We start from the raw sequence: 24,079 nt of genomic DNA, 5'->3' as shown, positions 1-24,079 counted from the left end.
TTTGCTTGTTAGTTTAAATTTCGATTATCGAATTATACTTCCATACCATAAAATTTAATCCCCTTTCGCTTTAAAGGATTGGTACTCCACTCCGACCATTTATTGCTGTAAGGATCATAACCACACTTTAAAGGTTTTGAGTACATATCATTAGGTTCTTCGATATAGGCACGACAATCTGTACAGATATGCCTAAACTCACAATCTTTACAAACTGCTATTTGGTCTTTGGTAATATTCCAGTATTTTTTAAAGTTTTCATGATTTAATGCTTTCTCTAACATTGTGTCCTTTATATTACCAAAGCTTAATGACATTGAGGGACAATTTTTTATGTTACCCTCTTTATCGATAGAAAGCTTTTTGTTTAAGCAGGTATTATAATGTTGTGATTCGCTAAAAAGTTTAATATTTGAATAGAAGTATTCTTTATTTATTATTCCGCAATGTTTTTCATTTATCACATTTCTTTTTACCAGCGTTAAGTACCCCATTTTTTGACGCAAGGCATTATAACTTTTATTATATGGTGAATTAAAAATGATAATAGAATGTATTCTTCTATTTTCTAATAGTATTTTGTTTACTTCATCGAAATCAAAACTTTCATAATATGGCAATATGAAGTCAATTGAAACAATTCGGGATTTTTCCTTTTTTAAAATCTCGGCGGTGCTTTTTATATACGCAAGACTTATATTTTTATAGAATCGCAGCTGAATATAAGAACATTTTAAGGTTTCAAATTGAGGAACCAGAGCATAAAAATTATGAAGAATGTCATCATAATCTATAATGATATTTGTTATGAGAGAGGGAGAATCCCAACGGGTACTCATTTTAGGAAACAAGTCCGGGTTTGAACTAAAAAACACAAGTTTATTATCAATTAAAAAATCAAAATAATCGTTAATTATCTCATCATACTGATACTTAAAATCTTTTTTTATTTCTTCAATGGTTTTACCATTATAGGCTTCCAAAATATCATATAAACCATTTGGAATAAAATAAAAATTGTTATTCTTAGTGTCACAAATAATGCTCCTGCTTATCCCTTTGACCGGAATACAATCTGCAAAAAGAACAAAATTAGAGGGTTTCAAATTAAATTATTTTAGAGATCGGTTTGACAAAAGGTTTAGAGATGTTCTTGGAGTTTTGGTAAGCCTGAATAGTAATCAGATTGTTTTTAGGCAAAGGTTGAGTCTCTCTTTCAACTTTCAATTTTAAACCATTAAAAATATTGATAGGTTTCTTACTTTCCATTTTTTAAAATATCTGCTAGTTTGTTTTCTAAGTAATAATTGCAGGCATTATTGATAAAACTAACCTGTCCCGTTGGATTTATTTCAAGAAAATAGTATTCGTCTTTACAATGCATCAAATCAGCCGAACCATAATTTAGATTGAATTTTTTAAAAACCTTTGCAAGTTTTTCTTCAATGTCCGCAGGCAATTTAAACGGAACCATTCTAATATTATCCATTTCTACAAATTTAGTTCTGATGTCTATGGCGTGATCAAAATTGTAAATTGCTGTGGAATAAAAGTTGCCATCTATGTAAATAACTCTAATTTCAAAATCGGCTATGATCCTTTCCTGAAAAAATGAGATCGCAAATTCATCAGGCGTTTTGTCCAGAATTTCAGCTGTTATTTGAAAAGTTACATTAAAATTATACAAAAACTCTTCGTCCTGATAATAAAGTATATCCTGGATTCTTTTTGAAATTATACCATTTTTAGGATCAAATGCAGCATAAAAATCTTTTAGTTTTTCTTTGCTTCCGCTAATTAAGGTATGCGGAATTTTGAGCCCTTGTCCTTTTGCTTCGAGCATCATATCAAGGCGATTGGTTTCAAAATCAGCTATTCTTTTTCCAATTTTTTTAACCGGTTTGTGCAATACAAAAGCATCATTGAGAACTTCATAACATTTATTTTCGTAGTCGCTCTCCCCTGAATTGATGCCCCCACCATTAAACCAGATACTTTGAACTTCTTCTACTTCTATATTTTCTAAATAAGACGTCTTTAAAGTATAAGAACTTTTTTCATTACTAAAATTCATACTTTCAATCACAACTTTATCAGATTCTCCTATTCTTACAAAATCCTGATCCAAACAATCCATCACATTGTTTACAAAATCGTCTACATCTTTACTGTATATCAAAATCATAAAAAAATTATTTTTCATAAAACTCCCAGTCATCTGTGAGTTTCATGATTAAATTGTAATTCTGTTCGTAATCATCATCTACCTCTTTAGGGTACTTGGAATCATGTGCTTCAATTATAAAATTCCCGTAATCCATAATAAAGTTATTAGGGTTACTAAATTTAAAACTTATTTTTCGAACCTCTAAATCGTTTCGCCCGCATGATTTCGAACTGTATAAATTGCCTTTATAAATACGAAAACAGGAGCTATATGCTAAAGCATTATTGAAATTTCGTTTACCATCATACTCTAAAGCCTTACTACTCTTATCCAGTATTTCATTTAAAACAGCCAGATTTTCAGGCTTTTTTTGTGTAGCATGAATAATTAAAGCATTAAAACCAGGAAAAGGTATCAAAACAGTATCCCTTACTACAAGACTCCCTATTTTTTCTTCGGAGGGGTAGCCTTCTTTTTTCAGTAAATCGATCAGTTTACCGGTAACTTTTTCTGTTGTTTCATATAATACTTTTGGACTCTTTCGGTTTTCTAGTCCATACTCCGCCTGATCTTCGTTAAGTAAATTTGTTAATTCCTTTTTTAGATTTAAGTTCCATTTATGCTGCGCATTTTTAGAAACGGAATCGTATTTGACACTAAAACTTGTCCATTCCGGATTTTTCCGCAGGCCGTTAAAAATTTTAGTATTAAAATACGACAATTCAATACCTTTTAAGGCTAATTTTTCACCCCACCAAAAGGCATTTTTATAATCTCTTGACAGTATGGCGCAACGAATAGCATTATGAATGTCTCTTGCAAATAATATGGGATATTTTTGAGCGAGTAAATTGTACTGTTCCTTCGCTTTACCGTACTGTCTGGCCAGAATATAATTCTCGGCATTCTGTGTATAAGTATAATAGTTAATTTCTTGCTTTTGAGCTTTTTCTTTCTCAATATCTGCAACCCTTTTATTGCCACTAAGTATAGGTCTACAATCCAGTTCCTGCTTTTTGATTGCTTTTCTTCGCTCATTCTTTTTTGGATCAAAAATCATAGCTCCCAGATCAAAAATCTCAGAATAAGTTTCACCTGAACCAAAAACGAGCAGTGTCTTGGATGTAACTTTCCCACTTATTATAAAAGGAAGTCTGCTTCCGAGAATCGTTCGATAATGTGAATATTTTTTAAAATAAAAAGCGGGAAACTTGTCCAGAACTGTAAATTCATTCGTTTCTTTGTTGTTCAATTTTACTTCTATAGAATCCTTGTTTACAATTTTTCCTAAATAACAGTTTCTTAAAGTATCTGTTTTTTCGCCAAGAAATATATCGACATACTTTTTTTCTTTTTTCCCTTTTAGGAACACATTCCAACCCCAATTGTCATTCCCACTGACAAAACCTTCAATACTTAATACATTATCTTTTGGGTTATAGTCACACTTCGTCACCTCCACCTTTAAGAAACACATGGACAAATGTTCCACAAAATTAAAATTTCTATAATTCTTGCTTCGAAAGCTTACCCCATAATTAATAATTCCTTTATAATTTCGATCGTCAACAAAATATGATATACTATCCTTTAAGACTGAAAACCAATTACTCTTACCAATCCATAAATTATATATCTCATCAGACACCTTATTTTTTTCAAAATCATCTTGATTATATGTTTTATACTTTATCTGGTTTTGTCCCAATGTTGCATTGATAAAAACAATATTTATTAGAATAATTAAGGACGTTACAACTACTTTTCTCAAAATAATATTTTAGTGAATTAAACCATTTTTCACGTATCAAAACAAGCCTGAATTGCACTTTAACAATTCAGAATCATTTAGATATAGTATTCATTTTATCTAAAGAAAATCATGGCAAAGCATAAAAATCCTCTGCGTTCTTTGTAAGAACAGGATCACATTCACGTACATTACTTCTGTCATGAAATGTAATATTTCCTTCTCCTCCTCTATCAATATCATAACCATAATCGTATTTCTTCTTTTGATAGCCAGCGTGTGGACCACAAACAGTCCCGGAATCTGTTCTTATTCCTCCTCCATTTAGCACAAACAACTGTTCTCTTTTTAAAGTACAGTCTTTAAACTTGTCTAGTTTCAAACTTTCCAGTTCCATAATTAATAGCATTTAAGTTTATAAATAATTGATTGATGCAAGTTAATTAATTTGTAGGTATAATCTTAGTCTATTATCGGTTAATTATGTTCTATTTTAGAAGAATTCTGATGGAATAAATCTTACTATACAATCGACATATTAATATTTCTCATAAAACTCCCAGTCATCCGTAAGTTTCATGATTAAATTGTAATTCTGTTTGTAATAATCATCTACTTCCTTTGGATATTTGGAATCGTGTGCTTCAATTACAAAATTTCCATAATCCATGATAAAACCCTTTGGGTTACTAAACATGAAACTTATTTTTCTAATTTCCAATTCATTACCTCCACATGATTTCGAATTATAAAGATTGCCTTTGTAGATGCGAAGGCAAGACCCCTCTCCAAGCATATTCTTAACACGCCTCGTACCATCATATTCAAGAGCATTACTGCTTTTATCAAGGAGTTCATTTAAGATGGAAAGATTATCCGGCTTTTGTTGTAAAGCATGTATAATCAAAACATTAAAAGAAGGAAAAGGGACTAAAACAGTATCCCTTACTACAAGACTGCCAATCTTTTCTTCGGAAGGGTAGCCCTCTTTTTTTAATAAATCGATCAACTTACCGGTAACCCTTTCAGTGATTTCATGTAATATTCTTGCACTTTTTCGGTTCTCCAATCCATACTCCGCCTGATCTTCGTTAAGTAAATTTGTTAATTCCTTTTTTAGATTTAAGTTCCATTTATGCTGCGCATTTTTAGAAACGGAATCGTATTTGACACTAAAACTTTTCCATTCCGGATTTTTCCTCATAACAGCAAAAATTTTAGAATTAAAATACGGCAGTTCAATACCTTTTAAAGCCAGTTTTTCACCCCACCAAAAGGCATTTTTATAATCTCTTGACAGTATGGCACAACGCATAGCATTATGAATGTCTCTCGCAAATAGTAGGGGATATTTTTGAGCGAGCAAATTGTACTGTTCTTTAGCTCTGCCATACTGCCTAGCCAAAATATAGTTCTCTGCATTCTGCGTATAAGTATAATAGTTAATTTCTTGCTTTTGGACTTTTTCCCTCTCGATGTCAGCTATTAATTTATTAGCATAGATTAAAGGTCTGCAGTCCAATTCTTGTTTTTTAGCTATTTTTTTTCGGTCATTCTTTTTCGGATCAAAAATCATAGCTCCCAGATCAAAAATCTCAGAATAAGTTGCACCTGAACCAAAAACAAGCAGTGTTTTTGGGGTAACTTTTCCACTTATTTTAAAAGGAAGCCTGTTTCCGAGAATCGTTCGATAATGCGAATAGTTTTTAAAATAAAAAGCGGGAAACTTGTCCAGAACTGTAAATTCATTCGTTTCTTTGTTATTCAATTTTACTTCTATAGAGTCCTTATTAACCAGTTTTCCCAAATAACGGGTATTTATGGTATCTGTTTTTTCTCCAAGAAATATATCGACATACTTTTTTTCTTTTTTCCCTTTTAGGAGTACATTCCAACCCCAATCGTCATTCCCACTAACAAAACCTTCAATACTTAATACATTATCTTTTGGATTATAATCACACTTCGTCACCTCCGCCTTTAAAAAACACATGGATAAATGTTCTACAAAATTAAAATTTCTATAATTCTTACTGCGAAAGGTTACTCCATAATTGATAATCCCTTTATAATTTCGGTCATCTACAAAATAAGTGACAGTATCTTTTACGTTTGAAAAACATCTATAATCTTTATAATTACATAAATTATAGACTTCCTCAAATACTTTATTTTTTTCAAAATTGCCTTGATTATACGTTTTATATTTTATCTGGTTTTGTCCCAACGTCACATTGATAAAAACAATATTTATTAGAATAATTAAGGGTGTTACAACTACTTTTCTCAAAATAATATTTTACTAAATTAAACCATTTTGCACGTGTCAAAACGAGCCTGAATGGCACTTTAAAGGTTCAGACTCCCTCAAATACGGTATTCATTTTGTCGAGGAAAAATCATGGTAATGCATAAAAATCCTCGTCGGTCTTTGTAAGAACTGGATCACATTCACGTACATTACTTCTGTTATGAAACGTAAGACGTCCTCCTCTCTCACTATCATAACCATAATCGAATTTTTGCAGCTTACCACCATGCCAGTCACAAATAGTTCCTGCAGGGCTTTTAATACCATCACCATTTAACACAAACAATTGTTCTCTTTTTAAAGTACAGTTTTTAAATTTGTCTAGTTTCAAACTTTCCAGTTTCATAATTAATAGATTTTAGTTCATAATAATTCATTAGTGCAAGTTAATCGATTTGTAAGTATAATCTTAATCTATTATCGGTTAATTATGTTCTATTTTAGAAGAATTCTAATGAAACAAATCTTACCACAAAACCCAAAATAAGCTTATATTAGCTTTAATTTTAAACTATTACCAAAAACGACCGCTCCAAAACCAAAAACCACCATGACCAGAAAAACTGCCATTCTACTCGGGTTTATCGCTTTAAAATTTATACTGCAATACCTTTTAATAAGCCCCGAATATGATTTGCAGCGCGACGAATACCTGCATCTGGATCAGGCGCATCATTTGGCATGGGGATATTTATCGGTCCCTCCGGTTACTTCCTGGATTTCTTACCTTATCCTTTTACTTGGAAATTCCGTTTTCTGGGTAAAGTTTTTCCCAGCCCTTTTTGGAGCCCTAACGCTCTTGATGGTTTGGAAAACGATTGAAACTTTAAAAGGAAATCTATACGCCTTGATTTTAGGCGCCACCTGCATTACGTTCTCGACCTTGTTAAGAATCAATATCTTGTACCAGCCCAACTCATTGGACATCTTATGCTGGACCTCTTTTTATTATGTGATTGTTCAGTACATGACCACCGAAAATAAAAAATGGTTTTACATTGGCGCTGTTGTCTTTGCTTTTGGTTTTCTGAACAAATACAACATTCTTTTCCTAATCATTGGGCTCCTGCCTTCTCTTCTCCTATCGGGTCAAAGAAAGATATTTACAGAAAAAAAACTCTATGGGGCATTGCTTTTAGGGCTAGTTCTGATTTTACCCAATATTCTATGGCAATACAACAACCATTTCCCCATTGTACATCACATGAAAGAATTGGCCGAAACGCAGCTCGTTAATGTAGATCGAATGGAATTTTTGAAAAAGCAATTGTTATTTTTCATCGGTTCTTTCTTTGTTCTTCTTGCGGCTTTGTATGCTTTGTTATTCTACAAACCATTCGAAAAATACCGATTCTTTTTTGCTTCGATGATTTTTACACTGGCAGTGTTTCTGTATTTCAAAGCCAAAGCTTATTATGCTATCGGTTTGTACCCTGTTTATATTGCTTTTGGAGCTGTTTTTCTTTCTCAGGTACTGCAAACAGGCTGGAAACGTTATCTAAAATCTGTTTTCATCATCCTTCCATTGTTATTTTTTATTCCCATGTACAACTTAGCCTTTCCTAATAAAAGTCCGGAATACATCGTAAAAAATCCGGAGGCCTATAAAAAACTTGGTATGCTGCGTTGGGAAGATGGAAAAGACCACGAACTGCCACAGGATTTTGCCGATATGCTGGGCTGGAAAGAACTCGCCCGAAAAACAGATTCTGTTTATGCCCTAATTCCAAATCCAAAAACAACTCTGGTACTCTGTGATAATTACGGACAAGCCGGAGCCATAAACTATTACTCTAAAAAAGGAATCAAAGCGGTGTCTTTTAATGCCGATTATCTCAATTGGTTTGTTCTTGATGTACCCTACAAAAATGTCATTAGAGTTAAAAACTCTTGGGAAAGAACTGCTGAACTTGAGGAAACCAGTCCTTTCTTTCAATCTTCCCGTATTGCAGGTGAGATCACCAACAAATATGCAAGAGAGTATGGAGCTACCATTTTTGTTTTTACCAATGCCAAAATCGACGTCAACAAAAGACTTAAAGCTGAAATTAAAGAAGAAACGGATTATAGTAAATGATCGATTTTACCACTATTGACTATTTAAAAACAGGAAACAACAGACAAATTCAGGCTTATGAAATCCTGACTCAGCATCATATTTTGTCTGATATTGCCGAATTCGAACCTATTTTAGCAGGCACCATCCCCATTGCGATCGATATCGAAAGTAGTGATTTGGACATCATTTGTTACTGGAAAAACAAAACTGAATTTATCGCGAAACTCCATGTCACTTTCGGAGACAAAGACAATTATACCATTCGGGAAACAGTAATTGATAACAGAGAATCAATTATAGCGAATTTTAAAATAAACCTTTTTGAATTTGAAATCTTTGGACAAAATATTCCAACTCAACAACAGAATGCCTATCTGCACATGCTCATAGAACATGAAATTCTGCAATCGAAAGACGAAAATTTCAGATCAAAGATCATCCAACTGAAACAAAAGGGATACAAAACCGAGCCTGCTTTTGCATTTTTATTAGGTCTAAATGGAGATCCGTATGCTGAATTACTGAAATATAAAATTTAAACTTTTTCAAACAAAACATAACCGATTGCAAACCAATAATTTACACCAAAAAATAAGATATTTAAAAATATTTTCATTTTTTGCTTGCATAACCGTATTTACTGTGTATCTTTGCACCCGAAACATCGCGGGATAGAGCAGTAGGCAGCTCGTCGGGCTCATAACCCGAAGGTCACAGGTTCGAGTCCTGTTCCCGCTACTAAGACAAAGCTTCAGAGAAATCTGAAGCTTTTTTTTTACGATAGTATTAATCTAGTAAAGATTACGGATGCGAAGTCAGGAGACATTTGCACAGCTTTCCATAATTACACTTCGAAGAGCGGATTTTCAAAGCACAATTTTCAATAAACTGCAAATGTGAATTAGAACTACTAATGTTTAAATTTAGCACTTGTGCCCCAATTTTACAAACCCCTCTTTAGCAATCCTTTGCTCTTCATTTCCTTATCATACTTGTTTGTATAACACAGGACGTGAAAGCGCTATAAGCAATAATATTTCAATTATTATCATCAAAATTGGTCTGTGCCACGAAACTGCTATCCAAAGATTAGTTTGCTTTTGAAAGTCAATATTGTCTGTCATATTTTTAAATATTTCCAATTTTTTCGCAAAGAATATGCTTATTATTGTGATATACATGTAGCAGATGAATGCTGACAGGACTAATTTTTTTCGAGTTGGGGTTTTCCAATTAAAAATTAATGATAACACCATTGTAAGTAAGATCAGAAGATGAACGGGTATCCAAAATTTTACAGCTTGTCCCAATTGGTTATTACTTTTGGTTATCATTGTTGACGGATTTTTTAGCATTTCCGGAATACCAAATAAATGTTCATAAAGCCCTGCTGATGCACTTATACTTAAAAAGATAATACAGGCAATTAAAATCGGATTTGTCAATTTCGTTTTCATACTATTTTGTGTTTGATAATTTATTGATTAAAGATTTCGCTGTTGCTTTTTGCCCATCAATTGTAAGATGTATACCATCATACTGAACAAATTCAGTATTTACAGGATTCCCAAATTCTTCTGTTAAATTAATTACAGGTTCTGGTTGGGCTTTCAAATATTTACTAATTTCATTTAAATCTGAATTTTTCAAACTCAATTGTTGAGTTTTGAATGGCTGAAAATTTTCTGCTTTTTTCTCGTCAATTGATACTGGTGTAAGCCAAACAATATTTGCTTTTGCGTCTTTATTAATTAACTCTTTTATAGCATTTAGGTTTGCAATCGTCTCTGTTAAAGAAACGGTTGTTTTTTGGTTTCCATAACGCATACAATCATTTGTGCCCAAATGACAAATTACCCAATCGGGACTTAATTTTACTTGTGTCGTTATTTTACGAAGTGCTTCTGTTGTAGTTTGTCCTGAAATCGCAGCATTAATTACACGAATATTGTCTTGTGGTCGTCTTTGATTTAAAAGATATTTCAGAATATAAACCCAGGAATTTAAAGCATCTGCTGTACTTTCGCCAATTACTAAAACAGTCTGATTTTTCTTGAAAGGGAGTTTATCAATTTTAAATGCAAAGTCTGAATTTGTTAAAAGTTCCGATGCTGCATTTTGGGCCTGGTCATCATAAACTTTTTTAGCTAATTGATATTCTTCTATCGACATACCGTATAGGTGTGCAATTTGCTCATCATTTAAGTTTGGCAAAAAATTCAAGAACTTTTCCGGGTGCATATGAAGCAATATCTTGTCTGCGTATGCTATTTTTTTTGTTTCCATTTTGTTAGTTGTTTTTTCTTGTGCGTTTACGTTTCCTATGTTATTTAATAAAACTAGCGTGAGAAATACTTTGTTTATTGTTTTCATAATAGCTAAATAATTTTAGTTTGTAAATAATTCTAGTTTGTATAGCAAACCAAAAAAGCAAAAAAATTAGAGGTGCAAATATTTTTTTATTGTTTCTACATAACTTTCAAAGGCAATTTTCCCCGTTTTTGTTAGTTTACAAATTGTTTGCGGATAGTTTCCTTTAAATGTTTTTTCTATTTCAATATATTTTGCTTCATTTAGTTTTTTTATCTGATGACTTAAATTGCCTTGTGTTGTTTTGGTTATCTCTTGTAAATAACCAAAATCAGCTTGTTTCATTTTAACAAGTGCAGAAACAATAGCCAAACGAACTGGTGCATTCAAAACAGGGTCTAGTTCCTCAAAAGTCTCCGCCATTCTATTATAATTTTGAATTTTTAAGTATGTATCCCGGAATTAAATAACCTACAGCAATTGCAAAACCGTGAAGCAAAACTTTGAATTCATCTGTAATAAAAACACAACAAATAGATGCAATAAGAAAACAAACACCACCAAACATCAACGGTTTAAATTTCATTGCCATTCCCGAAACTGTTGTGCCAATCGCAGCTAATATCAATGTATAAGTAAAGGGTTCAATTTTTTGATAAACACTTACAAATACTATCGCAATAAATCCAAAAGCCAAAGCCATCCAAAGTTTTTTAAGAAAAAAATTCAAATGAGTTTCTGATGTTTTATTTCGATTGTAATTAATTGTGATTATCAATGCAATAGCTACCAAAATAGGGAATGGCAAAAAATAGTATTTAAAATCAGTTTTTGTTCGAATCAAAAATTGAAAAATACTTGCCATAGCCAAAATCCAACCCCAAAGCAAAAATATAAAGCTATGTGATTTGATATTTTCTTTTGTTTGATTAATTACTTCTGTAATAAGCTTCAAACTCTGTTCCGGTGTCAATTTGATTTCTTTTTCCATAAAGAAGATTTTAATTTACTCTGTAAATGTAAAGTAGTTTGCAATACAAACCAAATTTTTAGCAAAATTTTAAACTCGTTTGTATGTATGTTTCAGAGTGTAGTAGTTCTGCAATAACTGCTAACTTGCATATATCTCTGAGAAATGTTGGTGTTTATTTGTTTTCAAAAACAGAATTTTATTTGATAAATCATCAAATACTTTTATTTATTGAATACTTTTCGCATTAACAAGGGGGAAATTTCAGCGGTCTTACTACTTTAATTACTTAATGAAACCTATCTTTGTTTTCAGCCGTGTCCGGAAGATCCCAAAGTATCAAAGTTTGGCTCCATGCAGAACCCTTCAGTTTTTTTTTATTCTAGCGATCAACTCGGGATTTTTTTCAAACATACTGTCGCGATCTTTCATAACCAACAATAAAACTCTCATTATAAACTCCATAACAATCCTCAATAAACTGGTTAGATATTTGAAAGTTTCTCGCTACTAAGTAAAAACACCACTTCAACAAGTGTTTTTTTACCCCTATTTATTAACATTTCGTTGCGTTCAGGAACGAGGAATTTTACACTTTGAAAAAGATCGAAAAAACAATAGCTTAAATTTTATTTGTCCAATATAACCGTACATATTAAATACCTTTGATACAATAAAACCAATAAAATTATGACAGACAATTTTGTGCTTTTAGCATTTGACACTTATTATTTTGACGGAAAGGCTAAAACCGTTTGTATTGAATTCAATCAATGGAATCAAGACAAAGATTATAAAGTACATTCAGAAATAATTGACAATATTGAAGACTATATCCCAGGAGAATTTTATCGAAGAGAATTACCTTGTATCTTAAGTCTTTTACAAAAGATGGATCTGAGAAATATTGACACTATTATTGTCGATGGGTATATTTATCTGGATGATGATAAAAAATATGGTTTAGGGGGCTATCTGTACGAAAAATTAAATCAGAGAATTCCAATAATTGGTGTTGCCAAAACTAACTTTGCCTCACTAAACAAAGACAAAAAAAGCTTATTTAGAGGCGATAGTAAAAAACCTCTTTTTATTACTTCAATCGGTATTGATTTGGACGATGCATTTACAAAAGTCGAAAGTATGGCGGGAGAATTTAGATTCCCTACCTTATTAAAAGAATTAGACAGACTGACAAAAGAAATATAGGTTATTCACAAATAATTTTACAAAAATCATTCATAAGTTCGTCAAACATTTGAATGCTTCTAAGTACTAAGACAAAAGCTTCAGATTTCTCTGAAGCTTTTTTTTCTTAAATAAAAAAGTCACAACAAAGCGTAAATTTTGAATGTCTTTCGTAATTTATTTACTAGCAACCATCTTTAGGAATTACACGTTTATAAACTACCTTACCATCACGTTCTACATAATCACCCGATAGTATTGGGTAGGAATACTTGGGAGAATGCGATACGCTATGGCTTTTTACAATTATTCTGTCGTTAACTTTTAAGCCATGTAATTGCCAAAATTGATCCTCATTAAAGTTTTCTGGTCCAAAACTAAGTATATAATCATCCCCTTTAATCCTTACCATTACCCCGAAACCTAATCTCGAGTCAGGCGGAAGAGAAAGTGAGGTTATAATTCCATCCATGTTGGTAAAATCACTAATGGACTTTCTTATTTTTGCTTCACTGGCATATACTTTTTTACCTGCCGGAGACTCTTCCCATTTTTTGTACACAATACCATCCGGCGTAGTCTTCCATTTCTTCAATTTGACTTCCCTCTCAGCAATAGAGATTGGTTTTTGAGTTAATTTTTTAGGAGTTTCAGTTTTGATTTCACGATTCGCAAATACCAGTCCGCTTACCGCAACCAGCGATAAGATCAGCGCATAAATGATTTTTTTCATGTTCTTTTTGGTTTAATTAATAACATCCTTATATCTCTCTTTAAAGTTTATACGGCTAAATTACTTTGACATTTTTTGGTTTATTCGATTTGAATTGTAAATAAAAATGTAAACTTTGTAAATAAAACATTGACAATATGCTTAATAGCCAAAAACTTCTTTATGGAAAACGCAGATACCTGTTTACACTAATAGTATTCTTGTCTATCTCTGTAATCTGTGTGGCTTTGGATATGGGAGATGATAATGATTTTGATATTTCGAGAAGAGAAGTTTTACTCCGCAGGATCGGACACGAACTACTTTTACAGTCGGGTGACAGTACATCGAGAGTACTTCCTGTAAAAAAGATTGCCGAAAATGAATATCAAATCAATTTTGAGAATGACTTTACTTTTCAGCCAGATTCTCTACTAAATATTACCAGCCGTTTTTTGGACAAAGCTCCCGGCGCAAGTAATTATATTGTTAATGTTCTTAATTGTGACAATGGCAGCGTAACTTATGGATACGCTATCTCAAAAAATAAGAAAGATGCTATTGTAGCTTGTATCGGGAGAAAACAGCCCAAAACATGTTACAGGATTAATATTAAATTTAAACCAACGGGCATTATTACGGCAAAAAACGGCTATCTTCTTGGAGGGCTTTCATTCTTAGCATTTGTTGGATTTATTTTTTTGAAATCAGTTAAACTACAAAAACATTTACCCGAAAGTCAGCACGCTACTATATTCACTTTGGGCTCAGTATTGTTCAATGCGAATGATCGTACGCTTATCATGAATGAAACGACAACAGACCTGACCGTTACAGAAACCCGTGTATTGCTCATTTTTGCATTGTCTCCTAACAAGACCATAGAGAGAAGCCGACTGCAAAAAGAAATATGGGAAGATGAAGGCGTTATTGTGGGCCGTAGTCTGGATATGTTCATATCAAAACTTAGAAAAAAACTGGAAAATGATCCGAACATCAAAATTGTTGTTGTACGCGGCAAAGGATATAAACTTGATATCCCCTCCTAATTTGAGTATAATATCTGACAAAAAAGACATTTCTATGAGATGTTTTTTTATCTTTGAAATTAAGACATTTTAGTGCAGATAACTTTATCTTTGAACCTTCAGAAAAATAATATTCATTATGGAACAGAAAATTCATCAGGGAAGAAACGTTAAACGTTTTAGAGAAATGCTTGGTATCAAACAGGAAGCACTGGCTTATGATCTGGGAGAAGACTGGAACCAGAAGAAAATTTCAATGCTGGAGCAGAAAGATGTTATTGAGGATAACCTCTTGAAGCAAATCTCAAACTCATTAAGAATTCCTGTTGAAGCCTTTCAGAATTTTGATGAGGAACAGGCAATAAATTTTATATCTAATACTTTTAATGATCAATCTAACGGATACAATTATTATCCAACTTTTAATGTAAACCCAATAGAAAAATGGATAGAAGCTTTGGAAGAAATTAAGAGGTTAAATTTAGAACTTTTGAAAGCCAAAGATGATCAGATTAAGGTTTTAGAAAAATTAATCAATAAGTAATTTCAAAACTATTTTCTCAATTCAATTCTGAAAGCCGTAAGCATAAACTTCACTCCTTCAAATAAATACATTTAAAGACATCTCGAAAAAAGTCAGAGACTTTTGAGGTGTTTTGTATTTAAAATTATAAAAAAATACGCAAAGTCAGAGACATTTGCGTAGCTTTTCATGAGGAACTCTTATGGAGCGGAGCATATTTTCTTTAACACTTTGCAATAATGGGCAAATTCGAAATAAGTGTAAAAAAATCATTACTTTTGTTAAAAACAACTGAGATGAAAGATGTTATAGAAATTAAAAATGGTAAAATTACCGCTCGCCTTTCAGTGACTGTAAAAAAAATAGATTCTTCTTATATAGGATATATCCCTTCTTTCGATATCCCTTTTACTTCTCCAACTGAAGAAAAAGTCAGTGAGATAGCTAAAGGCCTTATTAATATATTATTTAAAAGATGGTTAGAAAAGGGAAAAATAGATTTTTTTAAAGAAAAGTTAGAAAAACACGAATTCTCTCCTCACGATAGATTCCACCAAGTTCGTTTTGAGCACTCAACCCCTTCAAAATCAATTCAATTCAAAGAAGAGTTATATGTTGTTTGAACCTAGTTGTTTCATTAAATTTATCGAAGATCATGATGTTGGTGTAATTGAATATACAGACAACTGGACAGATGGCGCTGTGGTAAAATACCATTTTTTTAATGATGATTTAGTTATAGATATGCAACATTGTATTCATATTGAAGTTGCTAAACACTATTTAAAAAAAATCAACGCCGCTTTTCTTATTAATAAATTAGAAAACATAGATTGTCCTTGTTCCGATAAGTAGAACCCAAAAAAATGCGCAAAGTTCACAGGAACATTTGCGCATCTTTTCATAGAAATACTTTTGAGATGAAGGTATTACCAAATCGTTATTCTGTCCTTCTTCGGTAAAAACATTTTATCTTTAGGCTGTACATTAAAGGCATCGTAAAAAGGTGTAGTATTCATTAAAGGACCATTCACACGCCAGTTTGGTGGAGAATGCGGATTATTGTTAATCCACAAACGCAGGAACTCGTCTTTCATTTTTACTCTCCATATTTTGGCTATAGAAATAAAGAAGCGTTGATCTGGAGTAAAACCGTCTATTTTTGTGTTCCCTTTTCCTTGTTCGGTCATTTTAAAAGCATCATAAGCAACTGCTATTCCGGCAATATCTGCCGTATTTTCGCCAACTGTCATGGCACCATTAATGTGCAGATCGCCTAAAACCGTATAGGTACTGTACAAATTGATCACCTGTTGTATTCTTGACTTAAACTCTGCGTAATCCTCTTTTGTCCACCAGTTTTTCAGGTTACCATCCTTGTCATATTGAGCACCCTGATCGTCAAAAGTATGGGTTATTTCATGACCAATCACCATTCCGATACCTCCATAATTAAGGGCATCATCTGCGTTATTATCAAAATAAGGCGCTTGTAAAATACCTGCAGGAAAAACAATTTCATTTGCAGTAGGGTTATTATAGGCCGTAACCGTTGGAACTGTAGTATACCATTCTGATCTATCAACCGGTTTACCCAATTTTGCCAATTGAAATTGATAGGCAGCTGTAGAAGCCGAAACCATATTCTCAAAATAAGCATCTCTGGCAATATGTACCTTGCTGTAGTCTCGCCATTTATCCGGATAGCCTATTTTCTTAGTCATGGCTGCCAATTTTTCTTTCGCCTTTTGTTTTGTAGCCGGACTCATCCATTCCAATTTATCAATTCTTACGGCATAGGCTTTTTGCAAATTATTCACGAGGACTAGCATGCGTTTTTTAGCATCTTCCGAAAAATATTTCTTTACATACAATTCCCCTAATGCTTCACCCAAGTAAGCATCCAAAACACTGGCCATTTTTTCGCCACGTGATTTCTGAACCGCCTGACCTGAAAGTACTTTGGTATATTCAAATGAAGCATCTACAAAAGGTTTACTTAAATCATCGGCATATCTTTCTAAAGAATTTGCTTTCAGGTAAATTTTCCAATTACTAATAGGAATGGTTTTTAAAAGCTTATTAAGAGCATCATAATAGGCAGGTTGGCCCACATTAATAAAATCGGTTTTAGCACCTAAATTATTTAAAAAAGTAGTCCAGTTTATGTTAGGATGCCTTTTTACAAGATCTGCCACTGCCGTTTTATTGTAATTGGCCTGCACATCGCGAAGTTCAACTTTTGTTTTATGCGAACCTGCTAGCTGTTTGTCGATATCATAAACCAAATCAGCATTCTTTTTAGCCTCACTGGCATTACTGCCTGTTTGTTGAAATAATGCAACAAGGTATTTTTTGTACGCTTCCTGTATGGCAACAGTAGGTGCATCCGATTTGAAATAATAATCTCTATCTGGTAAACCAATACCCGTTTGATAGATTTGAGCAATGTTCATACTGCTGTTTTTTTCATCAGGTCCAACTCCAAAAGCTATAATAGACGAATTACCTACTTTTACTTCGTTCGCCACAAAGTTCATTAAGGACGGTAAATCGCTAATGGTTTCAATTTTGGCAAGCAGGGGTTTGATAGGCGTATAACCGCGTTTGTCAATGGTTACCGTATCCATACCTGACGCATAAAAATCTCCTACTTTTTGCGCTATACTTCCAGCTGAATTCTCGCTTTTCGAAATACTGTCCAATATACCTTGCAGACGCATTCGCTGTGGATAATTCATAAACATATAAACACCAACTCCGGCTTGAGATTTTGGTATTGATACCGAATCATACCACTTACCATTTACATATTTAAAAAAGTCATCTCCAGGCCGTAATGTGGAATCTATTCCAGTGATCGCAATGTTTTTTTCCTTTTGATGTTTGGAGCACGCTGTTAAAGCTAAGAATGCAACGAAAAGCGCTAATGATTTTTTCATAGTCTAAATAATTTCTATTAAAATGAACTGAAAAACGTTTGAAAGCAGGTATTCTAAAATGTATAAGACTGGCATATTTGATTTTAGCAGAACAATATACGAATTCAGTTTTTAATTCTAATGTTCTTGTTAGAATTACCACTTAAAAAAGTCTGAATTATAAGTAGCTCTTTATCGTTAATACATAATCATTCATTTATGATTTACCGGCAGCAATCATAATGAAAATAGGCCTTCTTAATTCGTCTGTCATTTCCGGATATTTTTCAATGATTTCCTCTGACGGCTTAGGCTCGGATATTTGTGTGATATTAAAACCTGAATTAACTACAGCATTTAGAACACTTGCTACAGTTCGATGGTATTTTACTACTTTATGACCTAAGAAATTGGTTTGGCGCACTCCTTCGTTCTGGTAATGATCAACTGGCCAATGCAGTCGGTTTTCATTTTCATCTTTATACCAATCCTGCTCCGCTTTTGCAGTAAAAACAGGATGTTCCATAGAGAAAACAAAGCTCCCTCCTCTCTTTAAATATTGATTTATTTTAGAGAAAAGAGCCTCCAAATCTTGTATGTAATGAAACGTAAGCGAACTGAAAATAATATCAAACTGCTCGTTTTCAAATTCAACATCTTCAATTGGCTTTTGATAGTATTCTATTGATAATCCTTTTGAATTTTCCTTTGCTTTATCAATCATTTTTTTTGACAAATCAACTCCAATTACATTCTCTGCTCCTTGTTCTTTTGCGTAAATGCAATGCCATCCATAACCACAGCCCAGATCAAGAACATTTTTGCCTCGAAAATCAGGCAGCATATTTTTTAAAACATGCCACTCTCCTGCTGCGTTTAGACCTTTTATCGAACGTGGCATTTTACCATAGTTCTCAAAAAAATCAATATCATCGTAAATATTTTGTTTCATCTCTTACTCTTTTTTATTAAACCTAAATAATACAACAACGAATATCTTATCGCTATCAATCTCATCATTTTGTACTAAAAGTGGAATACACAAAAGTACAAAACTTAAGAAAATTATGTATACCCGCTCAAAATCCCCACACCGCTTAACAATTAAATAATATGTTTTCTTAATAACTGGGTTTGTATTCGTAATTGTTTTTATAAATTTGCGTCCTAAAATATTTAGTAGTTTTTTAGCTCGCTGTATTTCAGGCCTGATAAACAATTACCCATTAATTTAGTCATTTACACCTTAACAATTATGAAGTCCTTTTTACTTTTTAAAGTGATTCCAAAAACCTCTTAATCACTCTTAAAAATTCATTTTTCGGTTTTTTTATATCAAAAACCGTTATTTACAACCTAACTCTTTAATTTTCAACAACAACAACAACAACAACAACAACAACAACAACAACCTACAGTCTTTATCAACAATAAATTATATTACAATCATAACTAAATACAATGCTTAAAAAACACAGCCCCAAAGTTCTAATTTTCATACTTTTCAGTTTATTTTTCTCCATTAGTTCTCTTGCTCAAAAAAATATTTACGCCGGAATTGAAATCGGCCGCAGAACGATAAAAGTTTCTGTTCTCGATGTAAGCAATATTAAAAAAGCAGATTACAAAATTATCTATTATTCGAATGACGAAGGTCTGAGTTTCGCCAAACATATTACTGCTACTGGTGAACTTACTCAGGAAGATATCAATAAAGCCGGTCTTATCGTTTTTACTCAATTGACAAAAATAAGAGCACAATTTAAGATTCCGGAAGAAAACATCTTTTTAGTAGCTTCTTCTGTTTTTGGATCTGCCCGTAATGTTGATGCTTTAAAAAATAAAATAAGTACGCTAACCAACAAAGAGCTTGATATTATCAATGTTGATGAAGAAGCCAAAATACTCGTTAAAGGTTCTATACCACCTGTTGATTATGCTAACGCTCTGCATCTTGATATTGGTGCTGCAAGTACTAAAGGTGGATACATTGACGAACTTCAGGATGGTAAATTAGAGTTTATTCCTTTAGAACTTGATTTTGGTACAATGTCACTTACCGATGCCGTAAAAAAAACGGTTGCAAACCAAAGCCAGGCCAGCGATATGACTGTATATCAGGAAAAATCTTTTGATTTTAATCCGATTGTTCGTAAAAAGATAAAGGATATGCTTGATGCAAATCCACTTTTATTAAAAAGGAAAAAATTTATCTATCCGGTGGAGCTGTATGGGCTTTCACAACATTATATTACAATGAGAATACGAAAGACCATTATCTGCCAATAAAACTGGAAGATGTTATCGATTACGATGCAATTTTAAAGAATAATTTCAACAAGTTTAACACTCTTGCCAAAACCAACACCGAAGCTGCAAGAGTATTAAATATATACGACCAAAAATACCTTATTTCGGCAAATAACATCCTACAGGCCTGTGTGGAGAGTATTCCTAATTTAGAGAAGAAAAAAATATACTTTGTAAAAGAAGGCCCAATAACCTGGTTGATCTCTTACATTGCAGACCGTTCTAAAAAGGTAAATACCAATTTTTAAGAACCTCATCATCAAGACAAAGCTTCAGAGAAATCTGAAGCTTTTTTTATATTTCATAACCAAAAAAATTGCACCAGACTAAAAAGACTTTGTGCAATTTTAAATCGAACTCTCTACCAAGTTCAGTAATCAACTAAAATATCTTAATTCCTTAAAATCTAACTTTCCGGCTTCTTTCGCAACCAGATCTTTTGCGTGTTTTAAAAATAAGATGCATCTGTTTTCTATCAATTTATCATAATCGTTATTGCAGTCTTGCGCTTCTTTATTTATAGATACTACCGCCGTTTCAAACAGGTAATGCAAAATCTTAGCTTCTTTTTCATTTTCAGGATCAAAAGGCAGCTCGATTTCCTTAATGTATTTTAATAATGCAAACAAACTGTTCATGGACAATTTATTTGAAAAATACCCTAAATGCAAATAGATGAGTCCTGAACTAATTTGCTCAATTGCTCTCCTAAAAAGTACCTTTTTAACGGTAACATGACTATCACTCAAATAATACTCTGCCTCATTAAAAAGCTGTTTTGCCTTTAAAACTTTTTCTTTCTCATATTTTTCTTTGAATTCAGGCTCCCAGCTCGGAAGATGTTTTTTTAAATAAACAGAATAATAAGGAGCATTGTAAATTAAAATACCATGTGTTTTGACATAATCGAAAAAATACTTCTGGCATGTCTTTTCCTTACGGATCAATTCTGCTGAATGACTAACAATGGTTACCTGATGCCTGCCCTCGAATTTTTCCAAAATAAGTTCTTCCATTGGAGCGATTTCATTTTGAGTTTGATCCAGATTGATGATCAGCAAATAAAAATGATACCCGGGAAGTTTATTAGAAAATTTTTTGGGCTTATTTTCCTGATTGTGAAGTATGGTATAACCAAAACAGTAGACACATCTTATGTTTGAATTAACAATCATCAAATCGTTAATACTTTTTAAAGCATTTTCAACAAAATAATTGGATGGGATCTTTTCATTAAAAATATACTTTCCCGTACATTCCTGCCTGCTCAGTTTCTGCATCTTTTCCTTGCATAATGCTTTATACTCCAAAAACAATCTGTTCAATTCTTTCTGCATTAACTCCACTTTTGTTTTTGCCTTAATCATCAGCTCCGGATCTATGTCACCCATCTCTGTATTTTGCATGGCACAGGAATAAGCCTTATTAAGCATTATAACTATCTCATTGTGAAGTGCTCTATTCTTATTGAGTATTCTTTTAAAGGAAGGCGCATATTTAATGATGTAATCATATTGTTGAAACAAACAAGTATGACTAATAAATACAGCAGTGAAAAATTCTGAGGCACAGATATAAATATACCTTAAGGTCTGATACAAGGCAAATACGGCTTCTTCATTTTTATTTTTTCCGCTGTAAACCGACACATTTCTAAAAGATACTACTGCAGCTTCCATATCAAGTGAGAATCTTTTTTTTGCTTTTTTAAGCAGCTTTTTAGAGGTGTCTTCCCGAGGGTAAAAAACTTTGGCTCCCGGTTCAAAATAAATTAATTCTTTTAACGTACAATGCTGAACAAAGTAAGGCTTTCCATTTTTAAAGCCCTTTTTAGCACAATCAGAATCCATAAATTTAAAAATAAACTCAGGATAGATATTTATTACTTTCTCCTGTAACTCCTCTAAAATCTCCTCCTTCTTATCCGTCTCTTTTTTTAGGATAAAAGTGACGACTGTTACTTTATTGCTTTTATTAAAAGACAGATAAACGGCTTCTGCACCAACAAACGGAAGTAAGTTTACAATGGCCATTTCTAATCGTTCTTTATACGGGTTTTTCGGATCTATTCTGAGTATATAATTCATCTTTTATTCTTTTTATGTTAAACCTCACTGACCTATCTTTCCTTTACTTTCATTTTATAACTTAAAGAACACCTGAGAATAATAGCTTTATTTTTCTTCTGAAATTTTGACTACATCACCCTTTAGTAGTGTATTTTATGTTTTTTTTCGTACGTTTGTTCAAAACATGCTTTTTGTGCTTTTTTACTTACAAATATATAGATTTTATCCTATAAATAGCAACAAAAATATGTTATAATCTAAAAATAACTACAATGATCGTAAACAGAATCTTACAAATTATTGAGTATAAAGGAATTAATAGAAGAAAATTTTATATCGAAACGGGGCTTTCTAACGGCTTTTTGGATAAGGTTAAAGATGTTGGTGTCTCAAAAATAGAACAGATACTTCGCATTTATCCTGAAATTAATCCGGAGTGGCTCCTGACAGGAAAAGGTCATATGCTTGAAAATGCAGCCTTTTTTGAGTATGAATGGGGAATTAAAATGAGTGAAATTGAAGAACCTTCTACTGTTTACGAAATCACTACTACAAAAACACTTAAAAAACAATTTGTACCGGTCTATGATGTTGAAACAGCAGACGGAGTGGTTTCACTGTTTAAAGAATCTGAGGAAAAACCAATTGATTATGTCTCGGTTCCTAACTTACCCAAATGCGATGGTGCTATTTATGTAAGTGGAGATCGAATGTATCCTTTTTTAAAGAGCGGTGATCTTATCATTTATAAAAAAATGAGCAGCAGGATTGAACATATTATTTGGGGAGAAATGTATTTGGTTTCTGTTGTAACCGATGAACCGGAAGAATTTCTCCTGATCCGATGGGTACAAAAATCAGACAAAGGAGAGGAATGGATTAAACTGGTCAGTGAAAACAGTCGATACGAATCGGCTGATGTTCTCCTTAAAAATGTTGAAGGATTAGCTTTAATAAAAGCAACGATTCGGATCAATTCCAACTTTTAAGATTAAACACTAGCAATCAAAAACTTAACTAAAATCTCCTAAAATTGTGAATATCTATTTCACAATTTTAGGAGATTTTTTTTCGGTAAAATCTATCTTTGGCATCCTTAAAAAATAATAAAGATGAGCGCAACTTGGTACGAATGCAAGGTAAAATATAGAAAAACGGACGAAACCGGAGGGCAAAAAGTTTTAACAGAGCCTTATTTGGTAGATGCTTTGTCTTATACAGAAGCTGAAAGAAGAATTAATGAAGAGATGTCGGCTTATATCAGTGAAGAATTTAAAATCACCAATATAAAAGTGGCCAATTACGCCGAAATTCACCCTTTTGAAAATACAGACCGTTGGTTTAAATCTAAAGTATCTTTGCTGGCTTATGATGAAGAAAGCGGTAAAGAAAGAAAGTCAAATATGTACATGTTGGTTCAGGCCAATGATGTAAGAGAGGCTTACGACAACACACTGCATGTAATGCAAAGCACCATGGGAGAATATTCTATCCCGGCCGTTTCTGAATCGCCTATTATGGATGTTTTTCCTTATTTCAGCGGTGAAGAAGGAGAAGCGGAACAATTGGAAAGATTCAATAGACTAAAAGCATCTAAACCGGCACAGGCAGCTGTAGAAACCATTGACCATATGGAGTTTGAAACTGCAATGGAGGAATAGACTCAAAAGAGCCGCAAATAGTGTACACGGATGAGACGGATTCGCTAAAGCGAAAACGCTGATTTAGACGGATTTCTTTTTTAAATTATAAAAAGCAAAA

Annotated in this window: 24 protein-coding genes and 1 tRNA gene; 10 read left to right on the top strand and 15 right to left on the bottom strand. The window is 32.8% G+C overall.

The annotated features are described in order from the left end of the window. Positions 1 to 32: 32 nt before the first annotated feature. The 7 genes from gwsS to C245_RS0117115 form a co-directional block, all read right to left on the bottom strand. Complete coding sequence (gwsS, locus tag C245_RS23770; RefSeq protein ID WP_017497837.1) at positions 33 to 1,106, bottom strand: grasp-with-spasm system SPASM domain peptide maturase; 1,074 nt, start codon at positions 1,104 to 1,106, stop codon at positions 33 to 35. 1 nt (position 1,107) lies between these two features. Then, complete coding sequence (locus C245_RS24280; RefSeq protein ID WP_017497836.1) at positions 1,108 to 1,269, bottom strand: hypothetical protein; 162 nt, start codon at positions 1,267 to 1,269, stop codon at positions 1,108 to 1,110. Then, on the bottom strand, positions 1,259 to 2,185 hold the full coding sequence (locus C245_RS23765; RefSeq protein ID WP_157495895.1) for a hypothetical protein: 927 nt from the start codon (positions 2,183 to 2,185) through the stop codon (positions 1,259 to 1,261). Before C245_RS23765 ends, C245_RS24280 begins: the two co-directional genes overlap by 11 nt. 7 nt (positions 2,186 to 2,192) lie before the next feature. Beyond that, complete coding sequence (locus tag C245_RS0117130; protein ID WP_017497834.1) at positions 2,193 to 3,938, bottom strand: hypothetical protein; 1,746 nt, start codon at positions 3,936 to 3,938, stop codon at positions 2,193 to 2,195. Between the two features lie 109 nt (positions 3,939 to 4,047). Beyond that, a complete protein-coding gene (locus tag C245_RS0117125; protein WP_017497833.1) occupies positions 4,048 to 4,314 on the bottom strand; it encodes a hypothetical protein in 267 nt (88 codons plus the stop codon). A gap of 141 nt (positions 4,315 to 4,455) precedes the next feature. Continuing rightward, on the bottom strand, positions 4,456 to 6,207 hold the full coding sequence (locus C245_RS0117120; protein WP_157495894.1) for a hypothetical protein: 1,752 nt from the start codon (positions 6,205 to 6,207) through the stop codon (positions 4,456 to 4,458). Between the two features lie 109 nt (positions 6,208 to 6,316). After that, positions 6,317 to 6,574 (bottom strand): hypothetical protein, encoded by a 258-nt coding sequence (locus C245_RS0117115; protein ID WP_017497831.1) that lies wholly within the window; start codon positions 6,572 to 6,574, stop codon positions 6,317 to 6,319. Positions 6,575 to 6,778: 204 nt separating this feature from the next. Here C245_RS0117115 and C245_RS0117110 point away from each other — a divergent pair, with 204 nt between their 5' ends. From C245_RS0117110 to C245_RS0117100, 3 genes are all read left to right on the top strand, one after another. Then, positions 6,779 to 8,305, top strand: coding sequence for a glycosyltransferase family 39 protein (locus C245_RS0117110; protein WP_017497830.1), 1,527 nt, complete (start codon positions 6,779 to 6,781; stop codon positions 8,303 to 8,305). Continuing rightward, the gene (locus tag C245_RS0117105) at positions 8,302 to 8,826 is read left to right on the top strand and encodes a DUF4269 domain-containing protein (protein ID WP_017497829.1); all 525 of its coding nucleotides are present in this window, start codon (positions 8,302 to 8,304) and stop codon (positions 8,824 to 8,826) included. Before C245_RS0117110 ends, C245_RS0117105 begins: the two co-directional genes overlap by 4 nt. A 126-nt stretch (positions 8,827 to 8,952) precedes the next feature. Next, positions 8,953 to 9,025 (top strand) — tRNA-Met (locus tag C245_RS0117100). A 248-nt stretch (positions 9,026 to 9,273) separates the two neighbouring features. On the opposite strand, the gene C245_RS0117095 is transcribed toward C245_RS0117100, so the two are convergent. The 4 genes from C245_RS0117095 to C245_RS0117080 form a co-directional block, all read right to left on the bottom strand. Further along, the gene (locus C245_RS0117095; protein WP_017497828.1) at positions 9,274 to 9,744 is read right to left on the bottom strand and encodes a hypothetical protein; all 471 of its coding nucleotides are present in this window, start codon (positions 9,742 to 9,744) and stop codon (positions 9,274 to 9,276) included. A gap of 1 nt (position 9,745) precedes the next feature. Next, on the bottom strand, positions 9,746 to 10,660 hold the full coding sequence (locus C245_RS0117090; protein ID WP_017497827.1) for a GDSL-type esterase/lipase family protein: 915 nt from the start codon (positions 10,658 to 10,660) through the stop codon (positions 9,746 to 9,748). A 66-nt stretch (positions 10,661 to 10,726) separates the two neighbouring features. Then, a complete protein-coding gene (locus tag C245_RS0117085) occupies positions 10,727 to 11,020 on the bottom strand; it encodes a transcriptional regulator (RefSeq protein ID WP_017497826.1) in 294 nt (97 codons plus the stop codon). 4 nt (positions 11,021 to 11,024) lie between these two features. Continuing rightward, a complete protein-coding gene (locus tag C245_RS0117080; protein WP_017497825.1) occupies positions 11,025 to 11,588 on the bottom strand; it encodes a hypothetical protein in 564 nt (187 codons plus the stop codon). Positions 11,589 to 12,257: 669 nt separating this feature from the next. Here C245_RS0117080 and C245_RS0117075 point away from each other — a divergent pair. Continuing rightward, positions 12,258 to 12,776: an endonuclease V gene (locus tag C245_RS0117075; protein WP_017497824.1), complete on the top strand. Its 519-nt coding sequence runs from the start codon at positions 12,258 to 12,260 to the stop codon at positions 12,774 to 12,776. Between the two features lie 163 nt (positions 12,777 to 12,939). Here the strand turns inward: C245_RS0117075 and C245_RS0117070 are convergent, their stop codons facing one another. Next, a complete protein-coding gene (locus C245_RS0117070; RefSeq protein WP_017497823.1) occupies positions 12,940 to 13,488 on the bottom strand; it encodes a hypothetical protein in 549 nt (182 codons plus the stop codon). 137 nt (positions 13,489 to 13,625) lie between these two features. Between C245_RS0117070 and C245_RS0117065 the strand changes: the two genes are divergently transcribed. From C245_RS0117065 to C245_RS0117055, 3 genes are all read left to right on the top strand, one after another. Continuing rightward, positions 13,626 to 14,516, top strand: a complete 891-nt coding sequence (locus tag C245_RS0117065) for a helix-turn-helix domain-containing protein (RefSeq protein WP_026110126.1) — start codon at positions 13,626 to 13,628, stop codon at positions 14,514 to 14,516. A 118-nt stretch (positions 14,517 to 14,634) separates the two neighbouring features. Beyond that, positions 14,635 to 15,039: a helix-turn-helix transcriptional regulator gene (locus C245_RS0117060; protein ID WP_017497821.1), complete on the top strand. Its 405-nt coding sequence runs from the start codon at positions 14,635 to 14,637 to the stop codon at positions 15,037 to 15,039. 275 nt (positions 15,040 to 15,314) lie between these two features. Beyond that, positions 15,315 to 15,641 (top strand): hypothetical protein, encoded by a 327-nt coding sequence (locus C245_RS0117055; RefSeq protein ID WP_157495893.1) that lies wholly within the window; start codon positions 15,315 to 15,317, stop codon positions 15,639 to 15,641. A gap of 306 nt (positions 15,642 to 15,947) precedes the next feature. Here C245_RS0117055 and C245_RS0117045 read toward each other — a convergent pair whose 3' ends face one another. Then, on the bottom strand, positions 15,948 to 17,960 hold the full coding sequence (locus tag C245_RS0117045) for a M13 family metallopeptidase (RefSeq protein WP_017497818.1): 2,013 nt from the start codon (positions 17,958 to 17,960) through the stop codon (positions 15,948 to 15,950). A 196-nt stretch (positions 17,961 to 18,156) separates the two neighbouring features. After that, entirely contained in the window at positions 18,157 to 18,891 is a 735-nt protein-coding gene (locus tag C245_RS0117040; RefSeq protein ID WP_017497817.1) for a bifunctional 2-polyprenyl-6-hydroxyphenol methylase/3-demethylubiquinol 3-O-methyltransferase UbiG, read from the bottom strand. Between the two features lie 509 nt (positions 18,892 to 19,400). On the opposite strand from C245_RS0117040, the gene C245_RS23220 reads away from it, so the two are divergent. Continuing rightward, positions 19,401 to 20,228, top strand: a complete 828-nt coding sequence (locus C245_RS23220; RefSeq protein ID WP_232424378.1) for an exopolyphosphatase — start codon at positions 19,401 to 19,403, stop codon at positions 20,226 to 20,228. Between the two features lie 398 nt (positions 20,229 to 20,626). Here C245_RS23220 and C245_RS0117030 read toward each other — a convergent pair whose 3' ends face one another. Beyond that, the gene (locus C245_RS0117030; RefSeq protein WP_017497815.1) at positions 20,627 to 22,336 is read right to left on the bottom strand and encodes a hypothetical protein; all 1,710 of its coding nucleotides are present in this window, start codon (positions 22,334 to 22,336) and stop codon (positions 20,627 to 20,629) included. A gap of 254 nt (positions 22,337 to 22,590) precedes the next feature. Between C245_RS0117030 and C245_RS0117025 the strand changes: the two genes are divergently transcribed. Together C245_RS0117025 and C245_RS0117020 are read left to right on the top strand one after the other, a co-directional pair. Continuing rightward, entirely contained in the window at positions 22,591 to 23,307 is a 717-nt protein-coding gene (locus C245_RS0117025; protein ID WP_017497814.1) for a S24 family peptidase, read from the top strand. 123 nt (positions 23,308 to 23,430) lie between these two features. Next, the gene (locus C245_RS0117020) at positions 23,431 to 23,979 is read left to right on the top strand and encodes a DUF4494 domain-containing protein (RefSeq protein WP_017497813.1); all 549 of its coding nucleotides are present in this window, start codon (positions 23,431 to 23,433) and stop codon (positions 23,977 to 23,979) included. Positions 23,980 to 24,079: the final 100 nt, after the last annotated feature.

It is taken from the genome of Flavobacterium sp. WG21, assembly GCF_000335775.1.
GTDB lineage: Bacteria > Bacteroidota > Bacteroidia > Flavobacteriales > Flavobacteriaceae > Flavobacterium > Flavobacterium tructae.
This window is presented reverse-complemented; position numbering and strand designations above follow the sequence as displayed.